This is a genomic window from Agromyces sp. NPDC058126 (assembly GCF_042884595.1).
Lineage (GTDB): Bacteria > Actinomycetota > Actinomycetes > Actinomycetales > Microbacteriaceae > Agromyces.
The window spans coordinates 300,447-325,554 of sequence record NZ_JBHVTS010000004.1; the positions used below are offsets into that span (position 1 = coordinate 300,447).

Annotated in this window: 23 protein-coding genes; 17 read left to right on the plus strand and 6 right to left on the minus strand. The window is 71.9% G+C overall.

The genetic code is table 11. The features are described from left to right. Positions 1 to 10 precede the first annotated feature (10 nt). From ACFVTR_RS14020 to ACFVTR_RS14045, 6 genes are read left to right on the plus strand one after another with little or no spacing between them, the layout of a single operon-like run. Complete coding sequence (locus tag ACFVTR_RS14020) at positions 11 to 1,309, plus strand: ion channel protein (RefSeq protein ID WP_387038187.1); 1,299 nt, start codon at positions 11 to 13, stop codon at positions 1,307 to 1,309. 35 nt (positions 1,310 to 1,344) lie between these two features. Then, positions 1,345 to 3,003 carry a SulP family inorganic anion transporter gene (locus ACFVTR_RS14025; RefSeq protein ID WP_387038189.1) on the plus strand — a complete coding sequence of 553 codons (1,659 nt, stop codon included), beginning with the start codon at positions 1,345 to 1,347 and terminating at the stop codon, positions 3,001 to 3,003. Beyond that, the gene (locus ACFVTR_RS14030) at positions 3,000 to 4,460 is read left to right on the plus strand and encodes a DUF1254 domain-containing protein (protein ID WP_387038191.1); all 1,461 of its coding nucleotides are present in this window, start codon (positions 3,000 to 3,002) and stop codon (positions 4,458 to 4,460) included. The genes ACFVTR_RS14025 and ACFVTR_RS14030 overlap by 4 nt, the downstream gene beginning before the upstream one ends. Before the next feature lie 9 nt (positions 4,461 to 4,469). Then, positions 4,470 to 5,141, plus strand: coding sequence for a GAP family protein (locus ACFVTR_RS14035; RefSeq protein WP_387038193.1), 672 nt, complete (start codon positions 4,470 to 4,472; stop codon positions 5,139 to 5,141). A gap of 1 nt (position 5,142) precedes the next feature. Then, entirely contained in the window at positions 5,143 to 6,327 is a 1,185-nt protein-coding gene (locus tag ACFVTR_RS14040) for an AI-2E family transporter (protein WP_387038196.1), read from the plus strand. Next, positions 6,305 to 7,528 carry an AI-2E family transporter gene (locus ACFVTR_RS14045; RefSeq protein WP_387038198.1) on the plus strand — a complete coding sequence of 408 codons (1,224 nt, stop codon included), beginning with the start codon at positions 6,305 to 6,307 and terminating at the stop codon, positions 7,526 to 7,528. The genes ACFVTR_RS14040 and ACFVTR_RS14045 overlap by 23 nt, the downstream gene beginning before the upstream one ends. Before the next feature lie 111 nt (positions 7,529 to 7,639). Here ACFVTR_RS14045 and ACFVTR_RS14050 read toward each other — a convergent pair whose 3' ends face one another. Then, a complete protein-coding gene (locus ACFVTR_RS14050; RefSeq protein WP_387038199.1) occupies positions 7,640 to 9,964 on the minus strand; it encodes an arylsulfatase in 2,325 nt (774 codons plus the stop codon). 221 nt (positions 9,965 to 10,185) lie between these two features. Here ACFVTR_RS14050 and ACFVTR_RS14055 point away from each other — a divergent pair, with 221 nt between their 5' ends. Together ACFVTR_RS14055 and ACFVTR_RS14060 are read left to right on the plus strand one after the other, a co-directional pair. Then, positions 10,186 to 10,620 carry a DUF6325 family protein gene (locus ACFVTR_RS14055; protein WP_387038201.1) on the plus strand — a complete coding sequence of 145 codons (435 nt, stop codon included), beginning with the start codon at positions 10,186 to 10,188 and terminating at the stop codon, positions 10,618 to 10,620. A 2-nt stretch (positions 10,621 to 10,622) separates the two neighbouring features. Next, on the plus strand, positions 10,623 to 10,967 hold the full coding sequence (locus ACFVTR_RS14060) for an SHOCT domain-containing protein (RefSeq protein WP_387038203.1): 345 nt from the start codon (positions 10,623 to 10,625) through the stop codon (positions 10,965 to 10,967). A 103-nt stretch (positions 10,968 to 11,070) separates the two neighbouring features. On the opposite strand, the gene ACFVTR_RS14065 is transcribed toward ACFVTR_RS14060, so the two are convergent. Next, positions 11,071 to 12,495: a DUF2252 domain-containing protein gene (locus ACFVTR_RS14065; protein WP_387038205.1), complete on the minus strand. Its 1,425-nt coding sequence runs from the start codon at positions 12,493 to 12,495 to the stop codon at positions 11,071 to 11,073. Positions 12,496 to 12,652: 157 nt separating this feature from the next. Between ACFVTR_RS14065 and ACFVTR_RS14070 the strand changes: the two genes are divergently transcribed. From ACFVTR_RS14070 to ACFVTR_RS14080, 3 genes are read left to right on the plus strand one after another with little or no spacing between them, the layout of a single operon-like run. Then, positions 12,653 to 13,792 (plus strand): type III polyketide synthase, encoded by a 1,140-nt coding sequence (locus ACFVTR_RS14070; protein WP_387038207.1) that lies wholly within the window; start codon positions 12,653 to 12,655, stop codon positions 13,790 to 13,792. A gap of 3 nt (positions 13,793 to 13,795) precedes the next feature. Then, positions 13,796 to 14,545, plus strand: a complete 750-nt coding sequence (locus ACFVTR_RS14075; RefSeq protein ID WP_387038208.1) for a methyltransferase domain-containing protein — start codon at positions 13,796 to 13,798, stop codon at positions 14,543 to 14,545. After that, on the plus strand, positions 14,542 to 15,660 hold the full coding sequence (locus ACFVTR_RS14080) for an FAD-dependent oxidoreductase (protein WP_387038210.1): 1,119 nt from the start codon (positions 14,542 to 14,544) through the stop codon (positions 15,658 to 15,660). The genes ACFVTR_RS14075 and ACFVTR_RS14080 overlap by 4 nt, the downstream gene beginning before the upstream one ends. Positions 15,661 to 15,669: 9 nt before the next feature. Here the strand turns inward: ACFVTR_RS14080 and ACFVTR_RS14085 are convergent, their stop codons facing one another. Beyond that, complete coding sequence (locus ACFVTR_RS14085; RefSeq protein ID WP_387038212.1) at positions 15,670 to 16,110, minus strand: nitroreductase family deazaflavin-dependent oxidoreductase; 441 nt, start codon at positions 16,108 to 16,110, stop codon at positions 15,670 to 15,672. Positions 16,111 to 16,187: 77 nt separating this feature from the next. Here ACFVTR_RS14085 and ACFVTR_RS14090 point away from each other — a divergent pair, with 77 nt between their 5' ends. Then, positions 16,188 to 17,075 (plus strand): LysR family transcriptional regulator, encoded by an 888-nt coding sequence (locus ACFVTR_RS14090; protein ID WP_387038214.1) that lies wholly within the window; start codon positions 16,188 to 16,190, stop codon positions 17,073 to 17,075. A gap of 14 nt (positions 17,076 to 17,089) precedes the next feature. Here the strand turns inward: ACFVTR_RS14090 and ACFVTR_RS14095 are convergent, their stop codons facing one another. Continuing rightward, positions 17,090 to 17,800: a type 1 glutamine amidotransferase domain-containing protein gene (locus ACFVTR_RS14095; protein ID WP_387038215.1), complete on the minus strand. Its 711-nt coding sequence runs from the start codon at positions 17,798 to 17,800 to the stop codon at positions 17,090 to 17,092. Positions 17,801 to 17,933: 133 nt separating this feature from the next. Here ACFVTR_RS14095 and ACFVTR_RS14100 point away from each other — a divergent pair, with 133 nt between their 5' ends. Both ACFVTR_RS14100 and ACFVTR_RS14105 read left to right on the plus strand, forming a co-directional pair. Further along, entirely contained in the window at positions 17,934 to 18,860 is a 927-nt protein-coding gene (locus ACFVTR_RS14100; RefSeq protein WP_387038217.1) for an alpha/beta fold hydrolase, read from the plus strand. 85 nt (positions 18,861 to 18,945) lie between these two features. Beyond that, the gene (locus ACFVTR_RS14105) at positions 18,946 to 19,434 is read left to right on the plus strand and encodes a DUF1877 family protein (RefSeq protein ID WP_387038219.1); all 489 of its coding nucleotides are present in this window, start codon (positions 18,946 to 18,948) and stop codon (positions 19,432 to 19,434) included. Positions 19,435 to 19,443: 9 nt separating this feature from the next. Here the strand turns inward: ACFVTR_RS14105 and ACFVTR_RS14110 are convergent, their stop codons facing one another. Then, a complete protein-coding gene (locus ACFVTR_RS14110; protein WP_387038221.1) occupies positions 19,444 to 20,880 on the minus strand; it encodes a PucR family transcriptional regulator in 1,437 nt (478 codons plus the stop codon). A 118-nt stretch (positions 20,881 to 20,998) separates the two neighbouring features. Between ACFVTR_RS14110 and ACFVTR_RS14115 the strand changes: the two genes are divergently transcribed. Together ACFVTR_RS14115 and ACFVTR_RS14120 are read left to right on the plus strand one after the other, a co-directional pair. Continuing rightward, entirely contained in the window at positions 20,999 to 22,096 is a 1,098-nt protein-coding gene (locus tag ACFVTR_RS14115; RefSeq protein ID WP_387038223.1) for an alcohol dehydrogenase catalytic domain-containing protein, read from the plus strand. A gap of 131 nt (positions 22,097 to 22,227) precedes the next feature. Further along, positions 22,228 to 23,601: an APC family permease gene (locus ACFVTR_RS14120; protein ID WP_376944607.1), complete on the plus strand. Its 1,374-nt coding sequence runs from the start codon at positions 22,228 to 22,230 to the stop codon at positions 23,599 to 23,601. Positions 23,602 to 23,677: 76 nt separating this feature from the next. Here the strand turns inward: ACFVTR_RS14120 and ACFVTR_RS14125 are convergent, their stop codons facing one another. Continuing rightward, positions 23,678 to 24,385, minus strand: a complete 708-nt coding sequence (locus ACFVTR_RS14125; RefSeq protein ID WP_387038225.1) for a YceI family protein — start codon at positions 24,383 to 24,385, stop codon at positions 23,678 to 23,680. A gap of 119 nt (positions 24,386 to 24,504) precedes the next feature. Between ACFVTR_RS14125 and ACFVTR_RS14130 the strand changes: the two genes are divergently transcribed. After that, positions 24,505 to 25,065: a hypothetical protein gene (locus ACFVTR_RS14130; protein ID WP_387038227.1), complete on the plus strand. Its 561-nt coding sequence runs from the start codon at positions 24,505 to 24,507 to the stop codon at positions 25,063 to 25,065. Positions 25,066 to 25,108: the final 43 nt, after the last annotated feature.

Here is a 25,108-nt window from a genome sequence, read left to right on the forward strand (position 1 = left end):
AGGAACCAGGATGCCTCTGACCGCCGACGGGCCCACCGTGAAGCAACTCGTCGTCCTCTCGATCCCCGCCGTCGCGGTCGGAGCAGGCTCCGCGCTCGTGCTGTGGCTGCTCGACGTCGGGGCGGGCTGGCTGCAGGACCAGCTCTGGACGACCCTCCCGGGCCTCGTCGGCGCGACGAGCTCGACGCCATGGTGGATCATCCTCACGATGACGGTCATCGGCGCCGCCGTCGGGCTCGTCGTCTGGCTCATGCCCGGGCACGCCGGCAACGACTCGGCCGTCGGGGGGCTCGAGGGCCCGCCGCCGCCGCTGGTCGCGCTGCCGAGCCTCCTCATCGCGGTCGTGCTCGGCCTCGCCGGCGGTGTGAGCCTCGGCCCCGAGAACCCGATCATGGCGATCAACGGCGCACTCACGGTCGCCCTCTTCGCCCGCATGTCGAAGGCGGTGCCGCCGAACCTCGCCGTGCTGCTCGCGGCCTCGGGCACGCTCGGCGCGCTCTTCGGCACCCCGGTGGGCGCCGCCCTGGCCTTCACCGGCACGCTCGCCGCGATCAAGGGCGGCGGCTCGCTCTGGGACCGCATGTTCCTGCCGCTCGCCTCCGCGGGGGCGGGCGCGATCACCATGCACCTCCTCGGCGCACCCACGATCTCGTTCTCGGTCGAGCCGATGACGGAGGTCGGTGGCATCGACCTCCTCACGGGCGCGCTCGTCGCCGGAGTCGCGGCGCTCGCCGCGATCGCGATCGCGTGGGCGTTCCCCTACGTGCACCGCGCATTCCACTCGATGAAGAATCCGCTCATCTTCACCACGCTCGGCGGCCTGGTGCTCGGCATCCTCGGCGCGATCGGGGGGCCGATCACGATGTTCAAGGGCCTGGAGGAGACGGGCGAGCTCCTCGCCGACCCCGACGAGTACACGGCGCTGCAGCTCGCGGCGTTCGCCGGGATCAAGCTCATCGCCCTGCTCGTCGCCGCGAGCGCCGGGTTCCGCGGTGGCCGCATCTTCCCGATGGTGTTCATCGGCGTCGCGATCGGACTCGTCGGGTACGCCGTGATCCCGGGCATGCCGATCTCGCTGGCGGTCGCCTGCGGTGTGCTCGGCACCGTGCTCGTCTCCACGCGCGACGGGTGGATCGCCCTCTTCGTCGCCGCGATCGTCGTCGGCGACCCCCTCGTGCTGCCCGTCATGTGCGTCGTGATCCTGCCGATCTGGCTGATGGTGACCAGGGCCCCGGCGCTCGAGATCGCCGCCCCCGAACCCGCCGAGCCCACCGCGCCCGCCTCCCCGTCCGGGCCGGCGCGGCCGTGACGCCGAGCGATCGACCGAGGACGCGAAGGAAGCAGATGCAGAAGCCGCTCGCCGGGCTGACCCGCAAGAACCTCGTCCGCGAACTCACCGCGGGCGTGACGCTGCTCGCGATCGCGATCCCGCTGAACATCGGGTACGCGCAGATCGCCGGGCTGCCGCCGACCGCGGGCCTCTACGCGCTCATCGTGCCGACGATCGTCTACGCGCTCGCCGTCTCGAGTCGGCAGCTCGTCGCCTCGCCCGACGCGGCCGCAGCCGCGCTCGTCGCGAGCTCGATCGGCGGGCTCGCGGCGGCGGGCAGCGCCGACTACGCGACGCTCGCGCTCGCGCAGGCGATCATCTGCGGCGTCATGTTCCTGCTGCTCGCGGTGTTCAAGCTGGGCTTCCTCGCGAACTTCCTCTCGAAGCCGATCCTCGTCGGCTTCGTCGGCGGCCTCGCCCTCGACATCCTCGTCAGCCAGATCGCGAAGATGCTCGGAGTGAAGATCGACTCGGGCGGCGAGTTCGTCGACAAGGTCGTCGGGCTCGTGACCGGACTCGGCACCGCGAACCTCTGGTCGATCGCCATCTCGGCCGGCTCGGTCGCCGTGCTGCTCCTCGGCAAGCGGTTCCTCGGGCAGGTTCCGTGGGCGCTCGTCGTGCTCGTGGCCGCGACGGTCCTCGTCGTCGTGGCGCAGCTCGCCGACGCCGGGGTCGACGTGCTCGGCGAGGTGCCGGCGGGCCCGCCCGCGCTCACCTGGCCGGTCATCGACTGGACCATGTGGCTCGCGCTCATCCCGTCGGCGATCGCGCTCACCCTCGTGACCACGGCCGAGGGTCTGCTCGTCTCCCGTTCGTACGGCGAGAAGCACGGGTACCCCACGAGCCCCAACCGCGACCTCTTCGCCTTCGGCCTCGGCAACATCGCCGCGGGCGCCTCCGGCAGCTTCGCCGTCGGTTCGTCGACCTCGCGCACCGCCGCCATGGACCAGGCGGGCTCGCGCACCCAGCTGCCCTCCCTCGTGCTCGCGGCCGGAACCCTCCTCCTGCTCCTCTTCGGGACGGCGCTCCTCGCCGACATCCCCTCCCCGGCGATCGGCGCGATCGTCGGCGTCGCGATCCTGCCGCTGCTCGGCATCAAGGACTTCGCGGCGCTCTGGAAGGTCGACCGCTTCGAGTTCGCCGTCGGTGCGGTGTGCTTCCTCGTGACCCTGTTCGTCGGGTCGATCCCCGGCATCGTGGTCGCGTTCGTGCTCGCCCTCATCAACCTCGCGAAGCGGGCGGCGAACCCGGCGATCGACGTGCTCGAGGCGAGCGGCGAGCCGGGCGATTCGCTGCTGGAGGGTGCGCCGAAGGGAGACGTGACCGCTCCCGGCGTCATCGTCATCCGCCTGGCGGCACCGCTGTTCTTCGCCAACGGCTCGGTGTTCGCCGACGCCGTGAAGAAGGCGGTGCGGCGCGCGAGCGAGGCGGGCAACGGACCGGTGCGCCAGCTCGTGATCGACATGGAGGCGGTCACCGACATCGACGTGACCGGCGCCGAGGCGTTCGAGGCGTTGCTCGTCTGGCTCGAGCGAGAGAAGATCGACCTCTCGTTCAGCCGGGTGCGGCCCGATGCCCGCGAGCGGCTCATCGCGCTCGGGCTGCTGGGCGCACATGCCACGTTCGAGACCAATCGTGCGGCGATCGCCGCACTCGTGAAGGGGGACGCATGACCGAATCGAGGACGGGAACGGCCGGGGTCGCGCCCGCCACCGGGGGCCTGAGCCCGGAGGAGCTCGCCGCGGAGATCGCCCGCATCTCGACGCCCGACGTCGTCGAGACGCCGTTCGGCCGTCTCGAGCTCGTCGACGGGGTGCCGCGCGAGGCGAGCGTGCCGACGATCTACGACGGGCTCGACCTGATGCGGGCGGCCGAGGCGTTCCTGAACTCGATGCCGGGTGCGTCGCTGGTCGCGATGCGCAACGGCCTGCGTGCCGCGGGGGTGAGCAGTCCCGACGTGATCGGCTTCACCGACCCGCGCGCGAACTCGGGCGGGATCTTCCTGACGCCGAACACGGAGACGACCTACGGCACCACGTTCCTCGACCTCAAGGCCTGGGGCCCGACGGTCATCGAGGCGCCGCCGCAGTCGCTGTGCGTCGTCGACGACTTCTGGTTCCGCTACGTCGCCGACATGGGCATCGCCGGTCCCGACAAGGGTGCGGGCGGGAAGTACCTCTTCCTGCCGCCGGGCTACGAGGGCGAGCGGCCCGAGGGCTACTTCACCTACGAGAGCCCGACCTTCGCGAACTGGGTCGTGCTGCGAGCGCTCGGTGGCGTGCCGGCGATGAAGCAGACGCGCATCTACCCCCTCAGTGAGGCCGACTCGCCGCGCGAGAACACGTTCGTCAACATCGCGGACGCCCGAATCAACACCGTCCACTCGAACGACCTCGCGTTCTTCCACGAGATCGACGAACTCGTCCAGGAGGAGCCGGTCGAGGCGCTCGACGTCGAGCGCGCCGGGCAGCTCGCCGCACTCGGCATCGTGCACGGCGCACCCTTCGAACCCGACGAGCGTCGCAGGCGGCTGCTCGACGAGGGCGCGAAGCTCGGCGCCGTCATCTCGCGGGCGCTCGTCTACAAGCCGAGGGATCCCGGCGCCTTCTTCTGGGAGGGCGTCTCGTGGAAGAACGCGTTCATCGGCGGCAGCTACGAGTTCCTCAGGAACGGGGCCCGCCTGCTCGATGCGCGCACCCAGTTCCACTATTTCGCGACCGTGATCACGCCCGCGATGGCGCACGCGCAGATCGGGGCCGGCTCGGCCTACGCCTACACCGCCGAGGATGCCTCGGGCGAGGTGCTGGACGGGGCGGCGACCTACTCGCTCACGATCCCGGCCGACCCGCCGGCGAAGAACTTCTGGTCGATCGACGTCTACGACACCCAGACCCGCTCGCTGCTGCAGTCGACGGCCTACCCCGCGCTCTCGAGCCTCACCGGCACCGTCCAGCCCGAGGCCGACGGGTCGTACGTGCTGTGGTTCTCGCCCGAGGCGCCCGCAGGCCGGGAGTCCAACTGGATCCCCACCATCCCCGGCAAGAGCTGGTTCCCGATGCTGCGCCTCTACGGCCCGCTCGAGCCCTGGTTCGACGGCAGCTGGCGGCTGCCCGAACTCGTGAAGGCATAGGGAGGGCGCATGGGTCCCGTCATCGGAGACATCCTCCCCCTCGCACTCGGGGTCGCGATCAGCCCGATCCCGATCATCTCAGCCATCCTCATGCTGCTCTCGCCGAAGGCGAAGGGCACGAGCCTCGGCTTCCTGCTCGGCTGGCTCCTCGGCATCGTCGTCGCGGTCGTCGTGTTCGTGCTGCTCGCGTCGATCATCCCCGCGGCGGACCCCGAGGCGTCCAAGCCGATCGCGGGCACCGTGAAGATCATCCTCGGCGCGCTGCTGCTGCTGCTCGCCCTGAAGCAGTGGCGTTCGCGGCCCGCGCCCGGCGAGGAGCCCGAGCTGCCGAAGTGGATGTCGGCGATCGACCAGTTGAACGCGGTCAAGGGGGCCGGGCTCGGCTTCCTGCTCTCCGCGGTGAACCCGAAGAACCTGCTGATGGCGGCCGGCGCGGGCGTGGTGATCGGCACGGCCGGGCTGAGCGCCGGCGAGACCACCGTCGCCGTCGTGGTGTTCACGGTCATCGCCGGATGCTCCGTCGCGATCCCCGTGATCGGCTACCTGCTCGCATCGAAGCGGATGGCGGCGCCGCTCGAATCGCTGCGCGGCTGGCTCGTGCACAACAACGCGACCGTGATGGCCGTGCTGCTCCTCGTGATCGGCGTCGTCATGGTCGGCAAGGGGATCGGGAGCTTCTGAGTTGAGTGAACAGGGCACGTCGGCGAACCGCGAGGGGTCGGGGCGGGCATACCGGCACGGCAGTCGGATGCTCGTCGCGCTCGCCGCGGCGGTGGTGTTCTTCGGCGGCGTGTGGCTGGCCCGCGACCTGCTCGCGACGGCCGCGCTCGCCGCCGTCGTCGTGATCATCGCGTACCCGGTGCGGTTCCCCCTCGAACGTCGGGGATGGCCCGTCTGGCTCTCCTCGACCGCCGTGATCGTGGTCGCCTACCTCATCCTCGCGGTGCTCGCGTTCCTCCTCGTCTACGCGGTCGGCCAGTTCGTCGCCATGCTGCCCGAGCTCGCGGAGGAGCTGGGGTCGACGGCCGACGGGGTGATCGGCTGGTTGCAGGGCCTCGGCTTCACCGCGCCCTCGGCCGAGACGGCGGCCGGATGGCTCGACCCGGCGACGATCGGATCGGCGGCGCTCGGCATCGCCGACCAGGTGCTCGGCTTCGCGACCGCGTTCTTCTTCGTGCTCACCTACGTGATCTTCATGACGGTCGACGGCGCCCGCTTCCGCGCGGCCGCGGGCGGGGCATCCGCCCGGATCTTCGGCAGCCCGGCGGCCGACGGCATCGCGCGCCGGTACTTCACCGGGGTGCGTCGCTACTACGTCGTGAACGCGACCTTCGGCGCGATCGTCGCCGTGCTCGACGGCCTGCTGCTCTGGGCCGTCGGCGTGCCGATCCCGATCGTGTGGGCCATCCTCGCGTTCGTCACCAACTTCATCCCGAACATCGGCTTCATCATCGGGCTCATCCCGCCGGCGATCCTGGCGCTCGTGGTCGGCGGATGGCCGCTCATGCTCGCCGTGATCGCGATCTACTGCGTCATCAACGTCGTGCTCCAGGTGCTCGTGCAGCCCAAGTTCGTGAGCGACGCGGTCGGACTGAGCCTCACGCTCACCTTCTTCTCCGTCGTCTTCTGGACGTTCGTGATCGGGCCGATCGGCGCCATCCTGTCGGTGCCGCTCTCGCTGCTCGTGCGAGCCCTGCTGCTCGAGCCCGACCCGGGCGCGGTCGCGCTCAGACGCCTCACCGGCGAGAGCGAGGGCAGCCTGCCGGCGCGCGATTCACGCGAGAAGAAGGATGACGGGGGCCACCCGGTCCCCGATACTGGAAGCCCAACCGGGGAGGTCCGCGATGTGGTGGAAGAAGAAGCATGACGATGCGCCGCCTCCGGCGAAGCCCGAGCACCCGGCCCGGAGCGCGGTGATCCCGCACCGGAACGCCTTCCTGCTGCTCGGGCTCGCCGGCCTGGTGGTCTCGTTGTTCGGCATCGCGGCGATGCGCGACGTCTTCTCGTCGACGTTCCTGGCGCTCGTGCTCGTCATCTGCGTGCACCCCGTGCGGCGCGGACTCGAGCGGCGCGGCGTGCCCCGCGGGATCTCCACGCTCATCGTGCTGCTCACGGTCGTGCTGCTGCTCGGCGGCTTCGTGTTCGCCCTGGTCATCTCGTTCGCGCAGTTCGCGACCCTGCTGCCCGAGTACGCGCCGGAGTTCGAGACGTGGGCGGCGACTGCCGCGCAGTGGCTCGAGAGCCTCGGCGTCGGCCAGGAGCAGGTCAACGCGCTCATGAGCTCGTTCGACCCGGGCAAGATCGTCGGGGCGATCGGCAGCGTGGTGTCGAGCCTGCTGGGCGGCGCCGCGGGCTTCATCTCCTTCGCCGTGATCCTCCTGACGATGCTCATCCTGATCACGTTCGACTCGTCGTACGTGCCCACGGTGGTCGTGGGGATCGGGCGCAAGCGCCCCGAGGTCGCGACGGGGCTCCTGCGGTTCGCCGACGGTGTGCGCCGTTACATGGTGGCGACGACGGGACTCGGAATCGCCCAGGGCCTCATCAACTGGTTCGCGCTCGCGCTGCTCGGCATCCCCGGCGCCGCCCTCTGGGGCATGCTCTCGTTCCTCTGCAGCTTCATCCCGAACATCGGGTACTTCATCGCGCTCATCCCGCCGCTCGTCTTCGGTGCGCTCGTCGGCGGCTGGCCGACGGTCGTCGCCGTCATCGTCGTCTACGGCCTCATCAACGCCGTGATCCAGTCGATCATCCAGCCGAGGATCGTCGGCAACGCGGTCTCGCTCAGCCAGTCGCTCACCTTCGTCTCGGTGCTCGTGTGGGCCGTCGTGCTCGGGCCGATGGGGGCGATCCTCGCCGTGCCGCTCACGCTGCTCGTGCGCATGCTGCTCGTCGACTCCAACCCCTCGGTCGCGTGGGTGCTTCCGGCGCTCGGCGAGGTCGACGACGCGAAGCGCGAGATGACCCAACTCGACGCCGAGGCGAAGCTCGTGCGCATGCAGCGCCGCGAGGAGAAGAAGCACGCGCCGGCCGCAACCCGCGCCGACGACGAACCGACCGGCGAGTGAACGGTCCGAGGCGGCTCAAGCTCGCAACCCAGCTCGACTGACCGGCCCGAGACGGCGGATGCCCCGGTGGGAGGTTCCCACCGGGGCATCCGTGTTCGCGGCAGTCGACCGCTACTCGCGTGCCAGCGCCGCGAGGGCCTCGAGCTCGAGGTCGAGGTACTGCTCCTCGCTCACGTCGACCGCGACGCCCAGGAGCTTGCCGCCCGAGAACGGGAACGAGTCGGCGTACTGGCTGCTCACGGCGTCGCCGCTGTCGTAGCCGACGCAGAGGCCGTCGCCGCACAGGGTGAACTTGCCGATCTGCGCCCGCATCGGGCCCTCGGCGACGATCTGGTCGTCGACGTAAAGCCTGCAGGTGCCGACCGACTCGCCGTGCTCGCCGGCGCCATCGCGGATGAACTCCATGCCGAGTGCGTGCTTGCCGGGCGTGAGCGCCTCCGACGCGTACGACTGCTCGGGCGGGATGCCGAGGAAGTTGTAGACGTAGTTGAGTCTGCCGTCCTTGATGAACAGCGAGTGGCCGCCGAAGCGGGAGCCGTGCGCGAACAGGACGCCCTGCGCGCCCTCCTCGAGCACGACGTCGGCGATGATCTTGAACGAGCGGCCGCGCACGTTGACGGCGACCGACTCGGCCACCGCGCCCGTGTCGGGGTAGTACACGTAGCGGGTGCGCGGCGGCTCCGACTGCGGGCGCTCGATCGTGAGCTGGTCGCGGGCCGAGCGGTCGTCGAGCGGCAGCACGTTGTTCTTCTCCGCCTCGTCGAACCAGGCGTCGACGAGCTCCTTGAGCTTCTCGGGGTGCTCGGCCGCGAGGTCCTTCGACTCCGAACGGTCGACCTCGACGTGGTAGAGCTCCCAGCGGTCCTCGTCGAAGCGGCCGTGGCCGGTGAGCGGGGCGTGGATGGCAGCGGCCTTCCAGCCGTCCTTCCAGATGCCGCGCGTACCGAGCATCGCGTAGTACTGCACCTGCTTCTCGGTCGGGCCGTCGGGCGCGGCGTCGAAGGAGTACCTCATCGACACGCCGTCGAGGGGCCGCTGCTTCACCCCCCGGAACTCGTCGGGGAACTCGATGCCGATGACGTCGAGGATCGTCGCGACGATGTCGGTCGAGTGGTGGTACTGGTTGCGGATCTCGCCCTTGGCCGAGATGCCTGCGGGCCAGTGGATGACCATCGGGTCGCAGGTGCCGCCGGCGAACTGCGAGTAGCGCTTGAACATCTGGTACGGGGTCGAGAACGCGGCCGCCCACCCGGTGGGGTAGTGGTTGTACGTCTCGGGGCCGCCGAGCACGTCGATCTTCGCGAGGTTCTCGGCGAGGTCGTCGGGGAACCCGTTGAAGAACTTGTTCTCGTTGACCGAGCCGTCGGGCGAGCCCTCGCCCGATGCGCCGTTGTCGGCGCAGTAGAAGATGAGCGTGTTCTCGAGCTGGCCCGAGGCCTCGAGGTAGTCGACGATGCGACCGATCTGGGCGTCGGTGTACTCGCTGAAGCCGGCGAAGACCTCGGCCATGCGGCTGAACAGACGCTTTTCATCGTCGGCGAGCGAGTCCCACGGCTTGACGTAGTCGGCCGCGTTCGCCTGGTCCTCGGGCAGCGGGTTGAACGGCGTGAGGTCGGTGTCGGCCGGCAGCACCCCGCGCTCGATCATGCGCTCGAGCACCCACGTGCGGTAGGCGTCGTAGCCGTCGTCGAACTTGCCCTTGTACTTGGCGATGTACTCCGCCGGGGCGTGGTGCGGCGCGTGGTTCGCGCCCGGGCAGAACCAGGTGTACCAGGGCTTGGAGGGGTTCGACGCCTTCTGGTCGCGGATCATGCGGATCGCCTGGTCGGCGAGGTCCTTCGAGAGGTGGTAGCCCTCCTCCGGCGAGTACGGCTGCTCGATGAAGCGGTTGTCCTCGGTGAGGTCGGGGTACCAGTTGTTCGTCTCGCCGCCGAGGAAGCCGTAGAAGCGGTCGAAGCCCATCGCGAGCGGCCACTGCGACTTCGAGCCGCCCGCCGAGACGTCCTCTTCGGGGACGTTGTGGTTCTTGCCGACCCAGAACGTCGAGTAGCCGTTCTGCTGCAGCACCTGCCCGATCGTGGCGCACTCGGCGGGGATGTGCCCCGAGAGACCCGGGAAGCCGTTCGTGCCCTCCATGATGTTGCCCATGCCGTTCGCGTGGTGGTTGCGCCCCGTGAGGAACGTCGAGCGCGTCGGCGAGCACAGCGCGGTCGTGTGCCACTGCGTGTAGGTGAGGCCGTTCTGCGCGAGGCGGTCCATCGTCGGCATGTCGATGCGGCCGCCGTAGGGCGACCACGAGGCCTGGCCGGTGTCGTCGTAGAGGATCACCAGGATGTTGGGTGCGCCCTCGGGCGCCTTCGGTGTCTCGTACGGCGCCCAGTCGGCGACCGAGTCGCGGACGTCGAGCTTGACCGTCCCCGTGAATTCCTTGGACATGTGGAGCTTCCCCTCGTGCTCTGCTGCGGTGCATCCCGCACCCATCCGACGCTATCGGGACGAGGGCCACGGCGGAAGGATCACGTGGCCGGGATTGTCGACGCGACCCCAGTTCGCGGGCAGCGGAGCGACGCTCTCTGGCGCGGCACGGACGGGCGGGGTTAGTCTTCGGATGTGTGGTCGGCGACCGCCGATCGGCATCGTTCGAGCCAAGGGGAATCATGGCGGAATTCGAATACGGCCCGGTGGAGCTGTATCTGGTGGGATTCGAGGGGGATCGGCTCGACCCGGGCACTGTCGAGGCGCTCGAAGAACTGGTCGAGGGCGGCGAGGTTCGCCTGCTCGACCTCGTGATCGTGTCGCGCGAGCCCGACGGTGCCGTCCGCATCGTCGAGATCGAGGACGAGGGTGAGTCGTACGGCTTCGGCGTGCTCGAACTCGAGCAGTCGGGGCTCGTCGGCGCCGAGGACGTCGACGACTTCGCCGAGCTCATCCCGCCGGGCACCTCGGCCGCGCTCGCGGCCTTCGAGCTGCTGTGGGCCAAGAAGCTCGCATCGCGCTTCGCCGCCGGCGGCGGTGTGGTGCTGTCGACCGAGCGCATTCCGGCGCCGGTCGTGAACCAGTTGCTCGCCGACGCGAGCGGTGAGGAGAACTGATCATGCCTCTGGGTCGTATGGGTCGTCCCGGCCTCATCGGAATGGCCGCACGCACGGCCGTCGTCGCGGGCACCGCGACCGCGGTCTCCGGCAACGTCGCTCGTCGTCAGAACGAGCGCGCGCAGCAGAAGTACGACGCGCAGGCGTACGAGCAGCAGCAGCAGTACGAGCAGCAGCAGGCCTTCGCCCAGCAGGCTGCGGCCCAGCAGGCGGCCGCCCAGCCGGCCGCTGCGCCGGCAGCCGGCGTCGATGTGGTCGCCGAGCTGCAGAAGCTCGCGGCGCTGCAGCAGCAGGGCATCCTCTCGGCCGAGGAGTTCGCGGCCGCGAAGGCCAAGCTGCTCGCCTGACACGCGAAACGCACAGCACGGATGCCTCGGGCGGCTCTCGCCCGAGGCATCCGTCGTTCTCGGCCGGCGCGACCGCGGCGCGTGGCTGCCGCGACCGCCGCGGTCACAGGGTCGCGGCCTCCAGGCGGCCGCTCGCGATCGCCGCGAGGAGCGCGGCATGGTCGGCCTCGGTCCGATCGGCGTAGGCGGTCGCGAACCCGACGAGTGCCCGGGCGAAGGTCTTGCCGCCGCCGAGGTATCCCGAGATCGTCGCAGGGTCGCCGCCCCGCGCGTGCGCCCGGGCGAGCACGATGCCGCAGTACTGCGCGTACAGGCGCATCGTCGAGGGCTCCATGCGCTCGGGCTCGGCCGAGCCCTTCCAGTCGCGGAACTGGCGCAGGTACACGTCTCTCGTGATGCCGTCCAGACCCTCGCCGCTCGTCCAGCCGAGGAGGATGTCGCTGAGCGTCTGCATCACGCGCTGGCCGTGCACCACCCGCTGCCCCTGGTGCTCGTACTCGCTCGGACGATCGGGCGGCTCGACGACCGAGCGCTGCGCCTCCTTCGCCTGCAGCACGAGGACGTCGCGCTTGGCGTCGCCCTGGAGGAGCACGACCCAGGCCCGGGTGCCGACGCTGCCGACGCCCACCACCTTCATCGCCGCGTCGACCATGCGGTAGCGCTCGAGCAGGCGTCGCCGCTCGGGCGCGAGCGACGCGCGGTACTGCTCGAGGACGCCGAACAGCCGCGCCTGTGCCGCTTCGTAGGACAACCCGCCGCGCTCGGCCAGGTCCCGGAGCGGGGTGAGCAGCGGCGGATCGGACCGGAACCGCAGGACTCCGTCGTCGTCGCGCACCGCGAGCTTCTCGGCAGCCTGGCGGCTGTCGCGACGGTAGGTCTTCGTGACGGCCTCCTCGGCGCGCTCGGACACCTTCTCGGGCAGCTCGCTGCCGATGTCGGCCATGACGGCGTCGATGTCGAGTCGCGCGGTGAACAGCTCGAGCGTGGGGGTTCGCGCCGCCGTGTCCATCGCGGCGGCATAGGCGCGGCCGACCCGCTCGACGATCGCGATGCGTTCGCGGTCGTCGAAGCCGCGGGCGCGAGCGGCGATCTCGAAGCTCGCGGCCATGCGCTTCACGTCCCACTCGAACGGGCCGGGGGCGGTCTCGTCGAAGTCGTTGAGGTCGACGACCAGGGCGCGTTCGGGTGAGGCGTAGAAGCCGACGTTCGAGAGGTGCGCGTCGCCGCAGAGCTGGGTCTGCACGCCGGAGTCGGGCAGTTCGCGCAGGTCGTCGGCCATGATCGCGGCCGCACCGCGGTAGAAGGCGAAGGGCGAGGCGGCCATGCGCGCGTAGCGGAGGCCGACGAGCCCCGGCACCCGTGAGAGCGCCTGACGCTCGAGTGTGTCGATCGGGTCGCGCGCGCCCGGGCCGAGCGCGGCGTGGTCCTCGAGCGGCCTGGCCGAGCGGGCCGACTTCCCGAGCTCCTCGCGGCCCTTCCTCGGCAGCAGCCGCGGATCGGACGGGAGATCGAATTCCTGGATCAGCACGTCAGCCTCCTCGGTGACCGCGACGAATCTGACTGCATGATACGGCTGCGGGCTCCGGCGGGGTAGACCCTGCGTGGGGCGCCGCAATCGCCGCTGCCGGCGCGGAACGCGACGAAACCCCTTGCCCCGGATGCCGCCCGCGACCCTACGATGGGGCATGACCGTCGCGCTCAGGGGACTTTCGACCGTCGTTCCGCCGACCGTGCTCGTCCAGCCCGAGGTGCGCGACGTCTTCGCGTCCCAGCCCGGCCTGAGCCGGCTCGGCCAGCGCATCATCCAGACGAGCTTCGACGTCTCGGGCATCGAGACCCGGTACACCGTGCTCGACGAGCTGAGTCGCGACGCCCACCCCGACGACCCGGTGTTCTTCGACATCGATTCCGGCGAGTTGCTGCTGCCGGGCACGAAGGCCCGCAACGAGCTCTACGCCGAGCACGCGACCGGACTCTACGTCGAGGCGGGGCGCGCCGCGGTCGCCGCGACGCCCGGGATCGAGGCCGCCGACGTCACGCACGTGATCACCGTGAGCTGCACCGGCTTCTACGCGCCGGGCCCCGACTTCATGATCGCCCGCGAACTCGGCCTCGACGAGGGGGTGCAGCGCTACCACCTCGGCTTCATGGGGTGCTATGCCTCGATCCCCGCGCTGCGGCTGGCCGCCCAGCTCTGCGAGGCGGATGCCTCGGCGGTCGTGCTCGTCGTCTCGGTCGAGCTGTGCACGCTGCACCTCCGCTCGTCGAACGACCCCGACACGATCGTCGCGTCGTCGCTCTTCGCCGACGGGGCCGGGGCCGCCGTCGTGACCGCGCGCGCACCCGAGCCCGGCGAGCGCGCGTTCGCGCTCGACCGCTTCGCCACCCGCATCACGCCGACCGGCGAGGGCGACATGGCGTGGAAGATCGGCGACCACGGCTTCGAGATGGTGCTGTCGAACGCGGTGCCCGCGATCATCGACGAGCACATCACCGGCGCGCTCGAACCGCTCTTCGCCCACGACCCGGCCCTCGCCGAGGCGCTCGCCACCGATGCCTCGAGCGGGGCCGTCGAGCACTGGGCGATCCACCCGGGCGGGCGGAGCATCCTCGACAAGGTGGAGACCCGCCTCGCCCTCAGCGAGGCGCAGCTCGTGCCGGCCCGCGACACCCTGCGCGACTACGGCAACATGTCGAGCGCGACCGTGCTGTTCGTGCTGCGCCGGATCCTCGACGGGAGCGCCGCGCCGGGCGATCGGGTCGCGGCGATGGCGTTCGGGCCGGGCCTCACCGTCGAGTCGGCGCTGCTCACGGTGATGGGCTGATCCGTGGGGGTCTGGCGCTCGCTCGGCACGCGCGACGCCTCGCTGCGCGAGCTCATGGACGACCCCGCATGCGACACCGCGACGCTCGCGCGCACCTACGAGCAGTTCCGGCTGGTCAACGGCGTCGTCTCGGGTGCGGGCTCGGTGTACCGGCGGTGGATCCGCCCGCGGCTCTCGCCGGTGTGGACGACCCGGCTGCTCGACGTCGGAACGGGCGGGGCCGACCTGCCGCGGCGATGGCTACGTCGCGCCGCCGCCGAGGGGCTGCGGCTCGAGGTCACGGCGATCGATCCCGACCCCCGCGCGCTCACCGCCGCGAGCGCCGCCCTCGAACGCGACCCGGTCCCGGGGCTCGAGCTGTCGGCCGCGACGACCTCCGAGCTGGCCCGTGCCGATCGTCACTTCGACCTCGTCATGTCGAACCATGTGCTGCACCATCTCGACGGCCGCGAGTTCGGCGCGCTGCTCGCCGACTCCGAACGGCTCGCCGAACTCGGCGGCACGGTGGTGCACGGCGACATCGAGCGCAGCCGCCTCGCCTACGCGGCCTTCGCGGCCGGCACCTGGCCGTTCGCGGCGAACCTGCTCTCCGGGTCGTTCATCCGGGCCGACGGGCTCGCGTCGATCCGGCGCAGCCACACCGCGCCCGAGCTCGAGGCGGCGCTGCCGCCCGGCTGGCGCGTGCGGCGGGCTGCGCCGTCACGGCTCGAAGTGGTCTGGCAGGCGGATGCCGCGGGGCGGGCCCGCGGGTGACGCACGAGGTCGTCGTGGTCGGCGGCGGGCCGGTCGGACTCCTCTCCGCGGTGCTCCTCGCCGACGGCGGCGTCGATGTCGTCGTGCTCGAACGCCGCCGCGAGCGGTCGACGCGGCCGAAGGCGATCGGCGTGCACGCGCCTGGCGTGATGGCGCTTCGAGAGGCCGGGGTGCTCGCCGAGCTCGAACGGGCCGGCACGCGCATCACCGGCGGCGAGGTCGGCGTCGCGGGGCGCCGACTCGGCCGGTTGCGGTTCGCCGAGGCGTCCGCTGTGCTGTCGGTGCCGCAGCACCTGGTCGAGGCCGCGCTCGAGCGACGCCTCGGCGAGCTCGCGCCGACGGCCCTCCGCCGCGGGATCGAGGTCGTCGACCTCGCGCAGGGACCCGACGGGGTGCGGCTGCGGTTCGCCGACGGCGGTGAGCTCGTCGCGCGCACGGCGATCGTCGCCGACGGTGTCCGAAGCCGGCTGCGCACGCGGCTCGGCATCGCGTGGCGGCGTCGGCCCGGGGTCGCCCGATACGCGATGGCCGATCTCACCGGGCCGGGCGACGGCATCGCCCGGCTGCACTTCGAGGCGGGCGGGGTGGTCGAGGCGCTGCCCCTCCCCGATGGGCGGCGCTGGGTGGTGCACCTCGCCGACCGGGACCCCGGCGAGGCGCTCGACGCCGCCGGGTTCACCGCGATCGTGGCCGAGCGGGTCGGGGTGCGCCTCGCAGGCGTGCCCGAACCGAGCGAGTTCCTCGCGAGCCAGCACGTCGCCGGGCGCCTGGTCGCCGGCCGGGTCGTACTCGCCGGCGACGCCGCCCACGAGGTGAGCCCGATCGGCGGGCAGGGCATGACGCTGGGGTTCCTCGACGCGCTCGCGCTCGCCGAGGCGTTGCCGGGCGCGCTCGCGTCATCGGCCGGGGGAGACCTCGCCGCGCCGCTGGCGCGCTACGAGCGGCAGCGGCGCCGAGCGGCGATCCGGGCCTGTCGCCGGGCGCGGTTCAACATGGCGATGGGGGCTCCGGCACGCGGCATCCGCCTCGCCCTGCGGAACGCCGCCGTGCGCCTGCTCGCGGTGCCCCCGATGCGAGCGATGCTCGCCGGGGTGTTCACGATGCGCGGGCTGTGAGGCCCGGCCTCAGAGCACGACGCGCGTGAGCACGAAGACGGGGATCTGACGCTCGGTCTTCGTCTGGTAGTTCGCGTAGTCGGGCCAGGTCTCGTTGGCCCGCGCCCACCACGCCTCGCGCTCCTCGCCGTCGACCTCGCGGGCGACGTAGTCGTGCCGCTCGTCGCCGTCCTGCAGCTCGACCGCGGGGTGCGCCTTGAGGTTCCAGTACCACTTGGGCTGCTCGGGCGAACCGCCCTTCGAGGCGACGACCGCATACTCGCCGCCGTGCTCGACCCGCATGAGCGCGGTCTTGCGGAGCTTGCCGCTCTTCGCGCCCCGCGTCGTGAGCACGATGATCGGGCGGCCGCGCAGCGTGTTCGCCGCGGCGCCGTCGGATGCCTCGTACTTCTCGGCCTGCTTGCGGGCCCAGTCGGAGGTGCTGGGTGCGTACTCGCCCTCGAGCGGCATGTGGTCTCCTTCACGGTCGTCTGTCCACCTCAACCCGACGAGGGCCCGGGTTCTTCCCGTGTGGCAGAATCGCGCCGATGGCGGCGCACGATCTCGAGCATCTCCGCACCTTCCTCACCGTGCTGCGGGCGGGGTCGGTGAGCGAAGGCGCGCGCCTGCTGGGCATGTCGCAGGCGAGCGCGAGCGCGCACGTGCAGGCCCTCGAACGGCAGCTCGGCGCGACGCTCTTCGAACGCACCCCGGCCGGCGTGGTCGCCACGCCGCGGGCGGTCGCGCTCGGCCGGACCATCGCGAGTCATCTCGATGCGCTCGACGACGCGCTCGCGCCGCCGACCACAGGTGACACCGTGACGATCGAGCTCGGCGGTGCGGCCGAGTTCCTCGGCGAGGTGGTCGCCCCGGGGATCGATCGCCTGACGTACGATCCTGCGGTTCGCGTCCGGATGCGGTTCGGCCTGGCCGAGCCGCTGCTCGACGAACTGCGCGCGGGCGGACTCGACATCGTCGTGAGTTCGCTGCGGCCCACCCGGCGCGGGCTCAGTGCCGCCCCCCTCGTCGACGAGGAGTTCGTGCTCGTGGCGGCGCCGGGCTTCCGCCCCGCCGAGCGGGCGCTCGACGAGTCCGCGCTCACCGCGATCCCGCTGCTCGCGTACGGCGACGAGCTGCCGATCGTCCGCCGGTACTGGCGGACGGTCTTCGGGCGCCGCCCCGATGCGCTCGAGGTGCGCGCCGTGCTCCCCGACCTGCGCGCGATCCGGGCGGCGCTCGTCGGCGGTGCGGGCATGTCGGTGCTGCCGGGCTACCTCGTGTCGCGCGAGCTCGCGACGGGCGAGCTCGTCGTGCTGCACGAGCCCGAGGTCGCGCCGCTCAACACGCTCTACGTCGTGACGCGCACGGGCGAGCTCGAGCGCCGCGAGGCGCTGCGGCGGGTCGTCGCCGCGCTCCATGGGATCGTCGCGCGCTGACGGCCGCCGCCGGCTCAGGCTGCGCGCTCGTCGAGCGCGTCGAGCAGGGCTGCGGCAACCGCCTCGCTCGACTGCGGGTTCTGGCCGGTGATGAGGTTGCCGTCGCGCACGACGTGGCTCGACCACGCAGGGCCGCCCTCGACCCGGGCGCCGCGCTCGGCGAGCGTCGCCGCCACGAACCACGGCGTGCCGGCGCCGAGCCCGCCCGTACGCTCCTCCTCGTCGGTGAACACCGTCAGGGAGCGGCCGGCGAACGCGAACCCGCCATCGGCTCGGGTGGCGCTGAGCAGGGCGGCGGGGCCGTGGCAGAACGGCGCGATGAGCACGCCGGCGGCGTCGGCCGCGACGAGCGCGGCGCCGACCGAGGGGTCCTGCGCGAGGTCGACCATCGGCCCGTGGCCGCCGGGGAGCACGATCGCGTCGTAGCCCGTCGCGTCGACCTCGGCGATCGCGGCCGGGGCGGCGAGCTCGGTCGCGAGTGTCTCGAGGTAGGCGCGGAACTCGTCGACCCTCGCGGCGTCGCCGACGACGTCGCTCGACAGTGAGCCCGGGTCGACCGGTGCCGGCGCGCCGCCCGGCGTCGCGAGCGTGATCTCGGCGCCGGCGGCCGAGAGCGCGCGGTGCGCGACGACGAGCTCCTCCGCCCAGAAGCCGGTGGGGTGGACGGTGCCGTCGGAGAGCTCGATCGAGTCGGCGGCGGTGACGATCATGAGGATGCGGGGCATGGGGTTCCTTTCGACGCCCACGAGTCTCGCCCTGGGGCATCCGCGCAGGTCATCGGAAAAGCGATGGCGGGCATCGTGCGCGCAGTACCCTGAGCGCACGGGATCGGGCTGAGTGCATCGGAACGGAGTGGACGTGACCACCTCGGCGACATCTGCGCAGCAGGCGCGCGCGCGCTACCTCGAGGCCGAACGCCGCCTCTGGCTCGATCACGCAGGGCGCGAGCCCGAGACGCGGTGGGTCGAGCTGCCGACGCTCCGAACCCGGGTGCGACTGCTCGAGCTCGGCGAGGGGCCGACGCTGCTGTTCCTGCACGGCGGTCCGACCAGCGCGTCGTGCTGGGCGCCGCTCGTCGGCCGGCTCCCCGGGTTCCGCTGCGTCCTGATCGAGCGGCCCGGCTGCGGGCTCAGCGAGCCTGCACGGGGCCGCCTGGGCGTGCGGGAGCACGGGGCGGCGCTGCTCGCCGAGGTGCTCGCCGCCCTGCCCGAACCGCCGGTCGCGGTCGTGGCGAGCTCGTTCGGCTCCTACCTCTCGCTCGCCCACGAGCTCGCGCATCCCGGTGTCGTGGCGCGCTACCTGCACTTCGGGTGCCCGGCGCCCTCGCCCGGGTCGCGGGTGCCGTCCGCGTTCGTGCCGTCCATGATCCCCGGGGTGAACTCGCTGCTCCGCAGGCTCGGCACGTGGACGGCGGACTCGAGCCTGCGCAATTTCACCGTGATGGGTCACGACCGCGAGGCGATGTCCCGTCCGGCGCTCGCCTCGTTCCTCCGCTGGTACACGGCGCTCATGACGCTCACGCCGACCCGGGCGAACGATCAGGGCCTGTTCGCACGCATCCGCCCCCGCGATGCGCTGCGCCCGGCGCAGCTCTCCTCCGCCGACGTCCCGATGCACTTCTTCTGGGGCCGAGGCGACACCTTCGGGGGCGAGCGTTCGGCCCGACGGCTGACCTCGCTGATCGCGGGCTCCGAGCTGCTGATGGTCGACGGCGGCCACCTGCCGTGGCTCGACGACCCGCCGGCGGCCCGGGAGTTCGTGGAACAGGTGCTGGATGGGCGGTGAGCGGCCGGTGCGCGCCGGCAGGTCGCGCATCGGCGATATCGTTCGACGTGCGTTGCGGCGCATCGCGACGACGATCGAGGGGGCCATGGAACTCGGAGTGCACTTCAGGCTGACTGACGACGAGGCGCGGCGGGTGCTCGACGCGGCGGGCGAGGACGAACGGCTGCACGAGGTCATCGGAGAGCTCGAGGCCGTCGACGAGGTCTGGGCGCGGGCGTGCGAGACGGACAAGGCCTGGGATCCCATCGCGTGCGCGCTCGCGCCCGAGGGCGACGATGGCGAGTGGCCGGCCCGCGGCGTGATCGGCGGCGCCCGTGCGCTGCAGGAGGACGACGAGGAGTGCTGGGTCACGCACCTCGACCCGGCGGAGTGCGCCGAGGTCGCCGGGTACCTCGCGACGCTCGACGACGGCGCCTTCGCCGACGCCTACCGGCGGATGCCGCCCGAGCTGCGCAACCCCGAGTTCGGCGACGACGAGGAGGCGTACGCGCTCGCGATGCTCGCCGGGCTGCGCGGGTTCTTCGCGTCGGCCGCGGCCGAGCGGCAGCACGTGGTGTTCACCGTGTGGGGGTAAGGCGGCGCCTCAGCGTTCGAGCGCGCGGAGCGCGAGCCACGCGGCGGTGCGGTCGTCGGGGTCCGACATCGAGAGTCCGGTGAGCTCCTCGACGCGGTGGAGGCGCGAGGCGAGCGTCTGCCGGTGCACGCCGAGGGCCGACGCGGTGGCGCCGAGCGCCCCGTGCTCGACGAGGTAGACGCGCAGGGTCTGCAGGAGCTCGCCGTGCGCGCCGTCGGCGCCGCGCAGCGGGTCGAGCAGATCGGCGATGCCCGCCGTGGCGTCGGCGTCGAGCCGTTCGAGCACGAGGGCGACCGTCGGCAGCGCCCGGTACCGCACGACCGTCCTGGCGTCGGCGACGGCGGACTCGTGCGCCTGACGCGCCTCGGACGCACTGCGCGCGAGGGCGTCGCCGGGCGCCGAGGAGCCCAGCCCGAGGCGGAGCACCGCGCTCCCGTCGAGCGCGAACTCCATGGCCTTGCGCGCGAAGGCGTCGACCTGGTCGTCGCGCAGGAACCCCAGCACGCGGTCGTGCGCCTCGGTCACGACGTGCACCGCGCCGAGCTCGTCGAGCCAGCGCGTGACGAGTCGTTCGAGGTCGACGCCCTTCGAACGGCTCGAAAGGGCGAAGGCGGTGAGGCTGCGTTCGCGCACGCCCCACCGGCGAAGCAGGGCGGATGCCTCGGCGCCGCCCGCGAGCAGGGTGTCGACCATGACCGCGCGGCCGAGGCGCTCGGTGCCGGTGTGGTCGTGCGTGCGCAGCACGAGGTCGAGGAGCGCGGCCGCCTGCGAGGCGAGGTCGCGCGCCCGGCTCGTCGAGCTCTCGCGCGAGGCGATCACGAGGATGGCGGTGAGGTCTTCGCCGGGGCCGACCGGATGCACCTGAAGTCCGGGGTGCCGCACGCGCACCGGACGGTTGAACGCGACGGCGACCGCGTCCTGCACGTGCAGCCCGCCGGCGCCCGCGGTCGTGATGACCTGGCCGTACGCGTCGAGCAGCACCGCCCAGCCGTCGATGCGGTGGGCGAGTTCGGCGATGACCGCCTTCGCGCCGCCGCGGCGGGCGACCTGCGTGAGCACCTTCGTGCCGTTCGTCACGAGGCGGTCCTCGGCGGCCTGATCGGCCGCGAGGAGGGCGACGAGCGTCGGGAGGATCGCGGACCCGCGGTCGGGCGCGCCGACGAGGGCGGTGACGCCGGCGCCGGCCAGCGCGGTGCGGAGCGCGGGGTCGTCGGCCCTGGTCACGAGCACGGCATCTGCGAGGGCCTCGGCTCGGGCGTCTCCGGCGGCGAGCGCCTCGAGCAGCTCGTCGCGCTCGCCGATGACGAGGGTGGCGAAGGACGGGTGGACCGCGACCGAGAAGTCGTCGAGCGCCACCACCGAATCGACGGGCCTCGACGGTTCGACGCGACCCGGCAGCACCGCGGCGCCGAGCGTCGAGGCCAGGGAATCGAGTCGACGGGCCATGAATCGAGTGTAAGAGATGTCGAAGGATGAGGGCCCGACCCACACTTTCTCGCAGTGCCGAACCGCCGTCGGTCTGCCTAGCATCGGCATGCCCAGCAACAGATCCAAGGGAGCATCAATGAAAGCCATCGTCTTCCGGCAGCCGGAGACGCCGATCGAGGTCGCCGACGTCGACCTCGCCGCCCCCAAGGCCGGCGAAGTGCGCGTCAAGATCGCCGCGGCCGGCGTCTGCCACTCCGACCTGCACGTGAAGCGAGGGGAGTGGGACGCCCCGGCACCGCTCGTCATGGGTCATGAGGGCTCGGGCGTGGTCGTCGAGCTCGGCGAGGGCGTCACGTCGCTCGCCGTCGGCGACCACGTCGTGCTCAGCTGGGTGCCGCCGTGCGGCGAGTGCCGCTACTGCCTCTCGGGCCACGAGGCCCGTTGCCAGAAGGTCGCCACGGTCGTCGCGCCGAAGGGCGTGCTCTTCGACGGCACCTCGCGCCTCGAGCAGGACGGCGAGCCGGTGCACCACTACCTCGGCGTCTCGTCGTTCGCCGAAGAGGTCGTCGTGCCCGCGTCGGGCGCGGTCAAGGTGCGCGACGACGCCCCCCTCGACGTGATCGCGGTCGTCGGCTGCGCCGTCGCCACCGGTGTCGGCGCGGTGCTCAACACCGCCGCCGTCGAGCCGGGTTCGACGGTCGTCGTGATCGGGTGCGGCGGTGTCGGCCTGAACGTCGTGCAGGGCGCCAAGCTCGCGGGCGCCGAGCGCATCGTCGCGATCGACGTGCTGCCCGAGAAGACGAAGCTCGCGCTCCAGTTCGGCGCCACCGACCGCATCGACGCCTCGCAGGGCGACGCGGTCGAGCAGCTGTTCGAACTCATCCCCGACGGCGTCGACTACGCCTTCGACGCGATCGGCCGCACCGTGACGACCGAGCAGGCGATCCGCATGCTCGGCCTCGGCGGCGCCGCCGTGATCGTCGGGCTGCCGCCGACCGGTGCGAAGGCCTCCTTCGAGCCGCTCGTGCTCGCCGAGGCCGACCAGCGCATCCTCGGCTCGAACTACGGTTCGGTCCGCCCCTCGATCGACATCCCCGCGCTCGTCGACCGCTACATGGACGGCCAGCTGAAGCTCGACCCGCTCATCTCCGCCCGCCGGCCCCTCGCCGAGGCTGCCGAGGCGTTCGAAGACCTCGAATCGGGCGAAGCACTGCGAACGCTGCTCATCCCGTAGCCCGCCATCCCCGCCGCCCCCGGCACACCCGACCGACCCACCGACTCATTGGAGAGTTCGACATGACCGTCCCCACCCAGGCCGGCGCCCCCGCGCAGGCCCCCGTCGACGCGGGCCTGCGCCGCGGCGTCATGAGCGGCCCCGAGCTGGCCGCGCAAGCCATCGCGAACATCGCGCCGAGCGCCGTCATCGCGTTCACGGCCGCCGGCATCTACCTCGGCGCCGGCAACGGCACGATGCTCTCGTTCGTGCTCGCGACCCTCGTGATCCTCGCCGTCGGCTACTGCGTCGCGGTGTTCGCGAAGCGCCACGCCTCGGCGGGCTCGCTGTACACCTACGTCGCGAAGGGCCTCGGCCCGTTCGGCGCGTACCTCGCGGGCATCGCCCTGCTCGTCGGCTGCTGGGGCATCGCGGCCGGCTCGCTCGGCGGCGCCGTCTCGTACATGAACCAGTTCCTCGTGCTCATCGGCATCCCGGCCGAGGGCGTCGGCTGGTCGATGGCGCTCGCCGTGGTGCTCGGCGGCCTCGCGACGCTGTTCACCATCCGGGGCATCCGGCTCTCGGCGCGCGTCTCGCTCGTGCTCGAGCTCGTCTCGGTCACGATCATCCTCGTGCTGCTCGTGCTCGCCCTCGTCTGGGCCGGCCCGGCTGCATGGGACCCGGCGCAGTTCTCGCTCGAGGGCGTGCCGTTCCAGGGGGTCGCCGCGGGAATGGTGCTCGGCATCCTCGGTTTCGTCGGCTTCTCCTCGGCCGATGCGCTCGGCCGCGAGGCGAAGAACCCGTACACCGCGATCCCGCGAGCGATCATGTGGAGCGCGGTCACGGTCGGCATCCTCTACGTGTTCTCCGCGTACACGCAGATCGCGATCCTCGGCGAGGACCTCGCGACCGTCGCGAGCCCGCTCGAGGCGATCGCGACGCAGATCGGCATGCCGGCCTGGTTCGCGCCCGTCCTCACCTTCGGCGTCGGCGCCTCGTTCTTCGCCGTCGTCGTGGCCCCCCTCAACGTCGTCGGCCGCATCGTCTACGTGATGGGCAAGGAGGGCGTCGTGCCCGAGCGCTTCGGCCGCACCCACGATCGTCACCTCACGCCGCACCGCGTGCTGCTCGTCGCCGGCCCCGCCGCGATCGCGCTCGACCTCGTGCTCCTCGGCATCGGCGTGAACCCGATGGACATCGTCGTGTGGGTCGACACCTACGGCACCTACGGCTACATGGTCGCGTACGCGCTCGTCGCGATCGCCTGCGTCGCCTACACGCGCCGCGAGAAGATGCGCAACGGCCTCGTCTGGTTCTGCGCGGTCGTGTCGGTCGGCGCGATGGCCTACGTGTTCTTCGCGAACGTCTGGCCGGTGCCGGCGTGGCCGCTGAACGTCATCCCGTACCTGTTCCTCATCACGATGGTCGCGGCGCTCGCCTGGTACCTGCACCTCGCGAAGCACCGCCCCGCGGTCATCGCGGCGATCGGCAACACCGAGACCGACGCGCTCGAGGGCGTCGGCTGAGTCTCGTCGAACGACGACGGATGCCTCCCCGCGAACCCGCGGGGAGGCATCCGTCGTTCACCGGGCGTCGGCCCGGTCAGCCGTGCTCGAGCTCGAGCGAGAACTCGACGAACCCGTCGGGTTCGACCGAGACGAAGCCGAGGTCGGGCGCCTCGACCCCGAAATCGGCGAAGGTGATCGGGATGCTCCCGGCCACCTGGCCGCCGGCGCCGTTCAGCACCGCCTCGAGCACCACGGTGACGGCCCGCGTCACGCCCGCGAGGGTGAGCTCGCCCGTCGCCGTGACCTGCTGCACCTCGCCGGCGGTCGGGGCCGTCGCCACCGTGATCGGTTCGGTGAGCACGAAGCCCGCCGTCGGGAACTCGTCGGCGCGCATCGCGGTCGAACGGAAGTAGTCGTCGCGGTTGCCCGAGTCGGTCGCGATCGAGGCCACGTCGACGGTGAACGAGGCGTCGGTGAGCGTGAGCCCGTCCACCGTGAGCTCGCCAGTGACCTCCTCGGTGCGGCCGGTCACCGTCACGTCGGTGCCGTTCAGCACCTCGTCGACGCGGTACCCCGCGAAGGAGCCGTCGGCCACGACCCAGGCGCCGCTGAGGTCGCCGGTCGCGCCCGAGGCATCCGCCGCGCTCGAGTCGGTGGGGGAGACGGTGACGCTCGGGGCGGCGTCGGCCTCGCCGACGATGACGTCGCGATAGATGATCGGGCCCGCGATCGCCGCGGTCGCACCGAGGGCGAGCGCCCCCGCGAGAATCGAGGCGGTGATGATCTTCGTGCGCTTCTGCATGCGGCTCCTGCTCGGGGCGTGGGGTCGTCGGAGTTCGAGCATGGCGCACGAACGTATGAGAACGCATTGAATCGCCGACGAAGGTTCACAGATGACGGCGGATGGCGCAGACTGGCGCCATGAGCGATGAAGCTTCGGGGGCGGGGTCCGTGCGCGACGCCACGGGGGAGTCCGATCCGCCCGGCCCCGATCCGCACGTTCTCGGGCCTGGCCTGCTGCCGACGCCCTTCACCGCCGCGGAGATCCACGCGGCGAGCGGCTCGGGCAAGACCATCCGCCTCGAGGTCGAGCTTCCCGACGGCGATCGCTTCGAGCGCGTGAACCGCTTCACCGAGCTCGACGACGAAGGCGCCACGCTGTCGCAGTGGCGCCTCGACGGCGACGGCGCCGTCGACGGGCCGGTGACGAGCGAGCGGGTGACGTGGCTCGAGCTGCAGGAGCACGCGGCGTTCCCCGCCGAGCACACGACGCGCGGCGCCGAGGTGCTCGAACTGCCGATCGGCCGCGTCGAGTGCGTGCGGTACGAGGTCGAGCACGGGGAGAACCGGCAGAACGTCTCTCGGTTCTGGTTCGCGCTCGCACACCCGGGCATGCCCGTCCGCTACGAGATCCCGATGCCGTCAGGGGTCGTGCGCACGACCGTCGTCGCGATCGAGGTCATGCCGCGGCCCGGCGGATAGCGGAGCATTGCGAGGCCGGGTGCGGGGTCTCGATACGGTCGCT

What these genes read in the sequence shown, in the direction of transcription:
- ACFVTR_RS14105 (WP_387038219.1), top strand. Translation starts at nt 18,946, where the DNA reads ATGGAACTCGGAGTGCACTTCAGGCTGACTGACGACGAGGCGCGGCGG.
- ACFVTR_RS14020 (WP_387038187.1), top strand. Translation starts at nt 11, where the DNA reads ATGCCTCTGACCGCCGACGGGCCCACCGTGAAGCAACTCGTCGTCCTC.
- ACFVTR_RS14085 (WP_387038212.1), bottom strand. Translation starts at nt 16,110, where the DNA reads ATGCCGCTCGAGGGCGAGTACGCACCCAGCACCTCCGACTGGGCCCGC.
- ACFVTR_RS14125 (WP_387038225.1), bottom strand. Translation starts at nt 24,385, where the DNA reads ATGCAGAAGCGCACGAAGATCATCACCGCCTCGATTCTCGCGGGGGCG.
- ACFVTR_RS14030 (WP_387038191.1), top strand. Translation starts at nt 3,000, where the DNA reads ATGACCGAATCGAGGACGGGAACGGCCGGGGTCGCGCCCGCCACCGGG.
- ACFVTR_RS14025 (WP_387038189.1), top strand. Translation starts at nt 1,345, where the DNA reads ATGCAGAAGCCGCTCGCCGGGCTGACCCGCAAGAACCTCGTCCGCGAA.
- ACFVTR_RS14055 (WP_387038201.1), top strand. Translation starts at nt 10,186, where the DNA reads ATGGCGGAATTCGAATACGGCCCGGTGGAGCTGTATCTGGTGGGATTC.
- ACFVTR_RS14035 (WP_387038193.1), top strand. Translation starts at nt 4,470, where the DNA reads ATGGGTCCCGTCATCGGAGACATCCTCCCCCTCGCACTCGGGGTCGCG.
- ACFVTR_RS14110 (WP_387038221.1), bottom strand. Translation starts at nt 20,880, where the DNA reads ATGGCCCGTCGACTCGATTCCCTGGCCTCGACGCTCGGCGCCGCGGTG.
- ACFVTR_RS14095 (WP_387038215.1), bottom strand. Translation starts at nt 17,800, where the DNA reads ATGCCCCGCATCCTCATGATCGTCACCGCCGCCGACTCGATCGAGCTC.
- ACFVTR_RS14090 (WP_387038214.1), top strand. Translation starts at nt 16,188, where the DNA reads ATGGCGGCGCACGATCTCGAGCATCTCCGCACCTTCCTCACCGTGCTG.
- ACFVTR_RS14060 (WP_387038203.1), top strand. Translation starts at nt 10,623, where the DNA reads ATGCCTCTGGGTCGTATGGGTCGTCCCGGCCTCATCGGAATGGCCGCA.
- ACFVTR_RS14045 (WP_387038198.1), top strand. Translation starts at nt 6,305, where the DNA reads ATGTGGTGGAAGAAGAAGCATGACGATGCGCCGCCTCCGGCGAAGCCC.
- ACFVTR_RS14130 (WP_387038227.1), top strand. Translation starts at nt 24,505, where the DNA reads ATGAGCGATGAAGCTTCGGGGGCGGGGTCCGTGCGCGACGCCACGGGG.
- ACFVTR_RS14070 (WP_387038207.1), top strand. Translation starts at nt 12,653, where the DNA reads ATGACCGTCGCGCTCAGGGGACTTTCGACCGTCGTTCCGCCGACCGTG.
- ACFVTR_RS14050 (WP_387038199.1), bottom strand. Translation starts at nt 9,964, where the DNA reads ATGTCCAAGGAATTCACGGGGACGGTCAAGCTCGACGTCCGCGACTCG.
- ACFVTR_RS14115 (WP_387038223.1), top strand. Translation starts at nt 20,999, where the DNA reads ATGAAAGCCATCGTCTTCCGGCAGCCGGAGACGCCGATCGAGGTCGCC.
- ACFVTR_RS14120 (WP_376944607.1), top strand. Translation starts at nt 22,228, where the DNA reads ATGAGCGGCCCCGAGCTGGCCGCGCAAGCCATCGCGAACATCGCGCCG.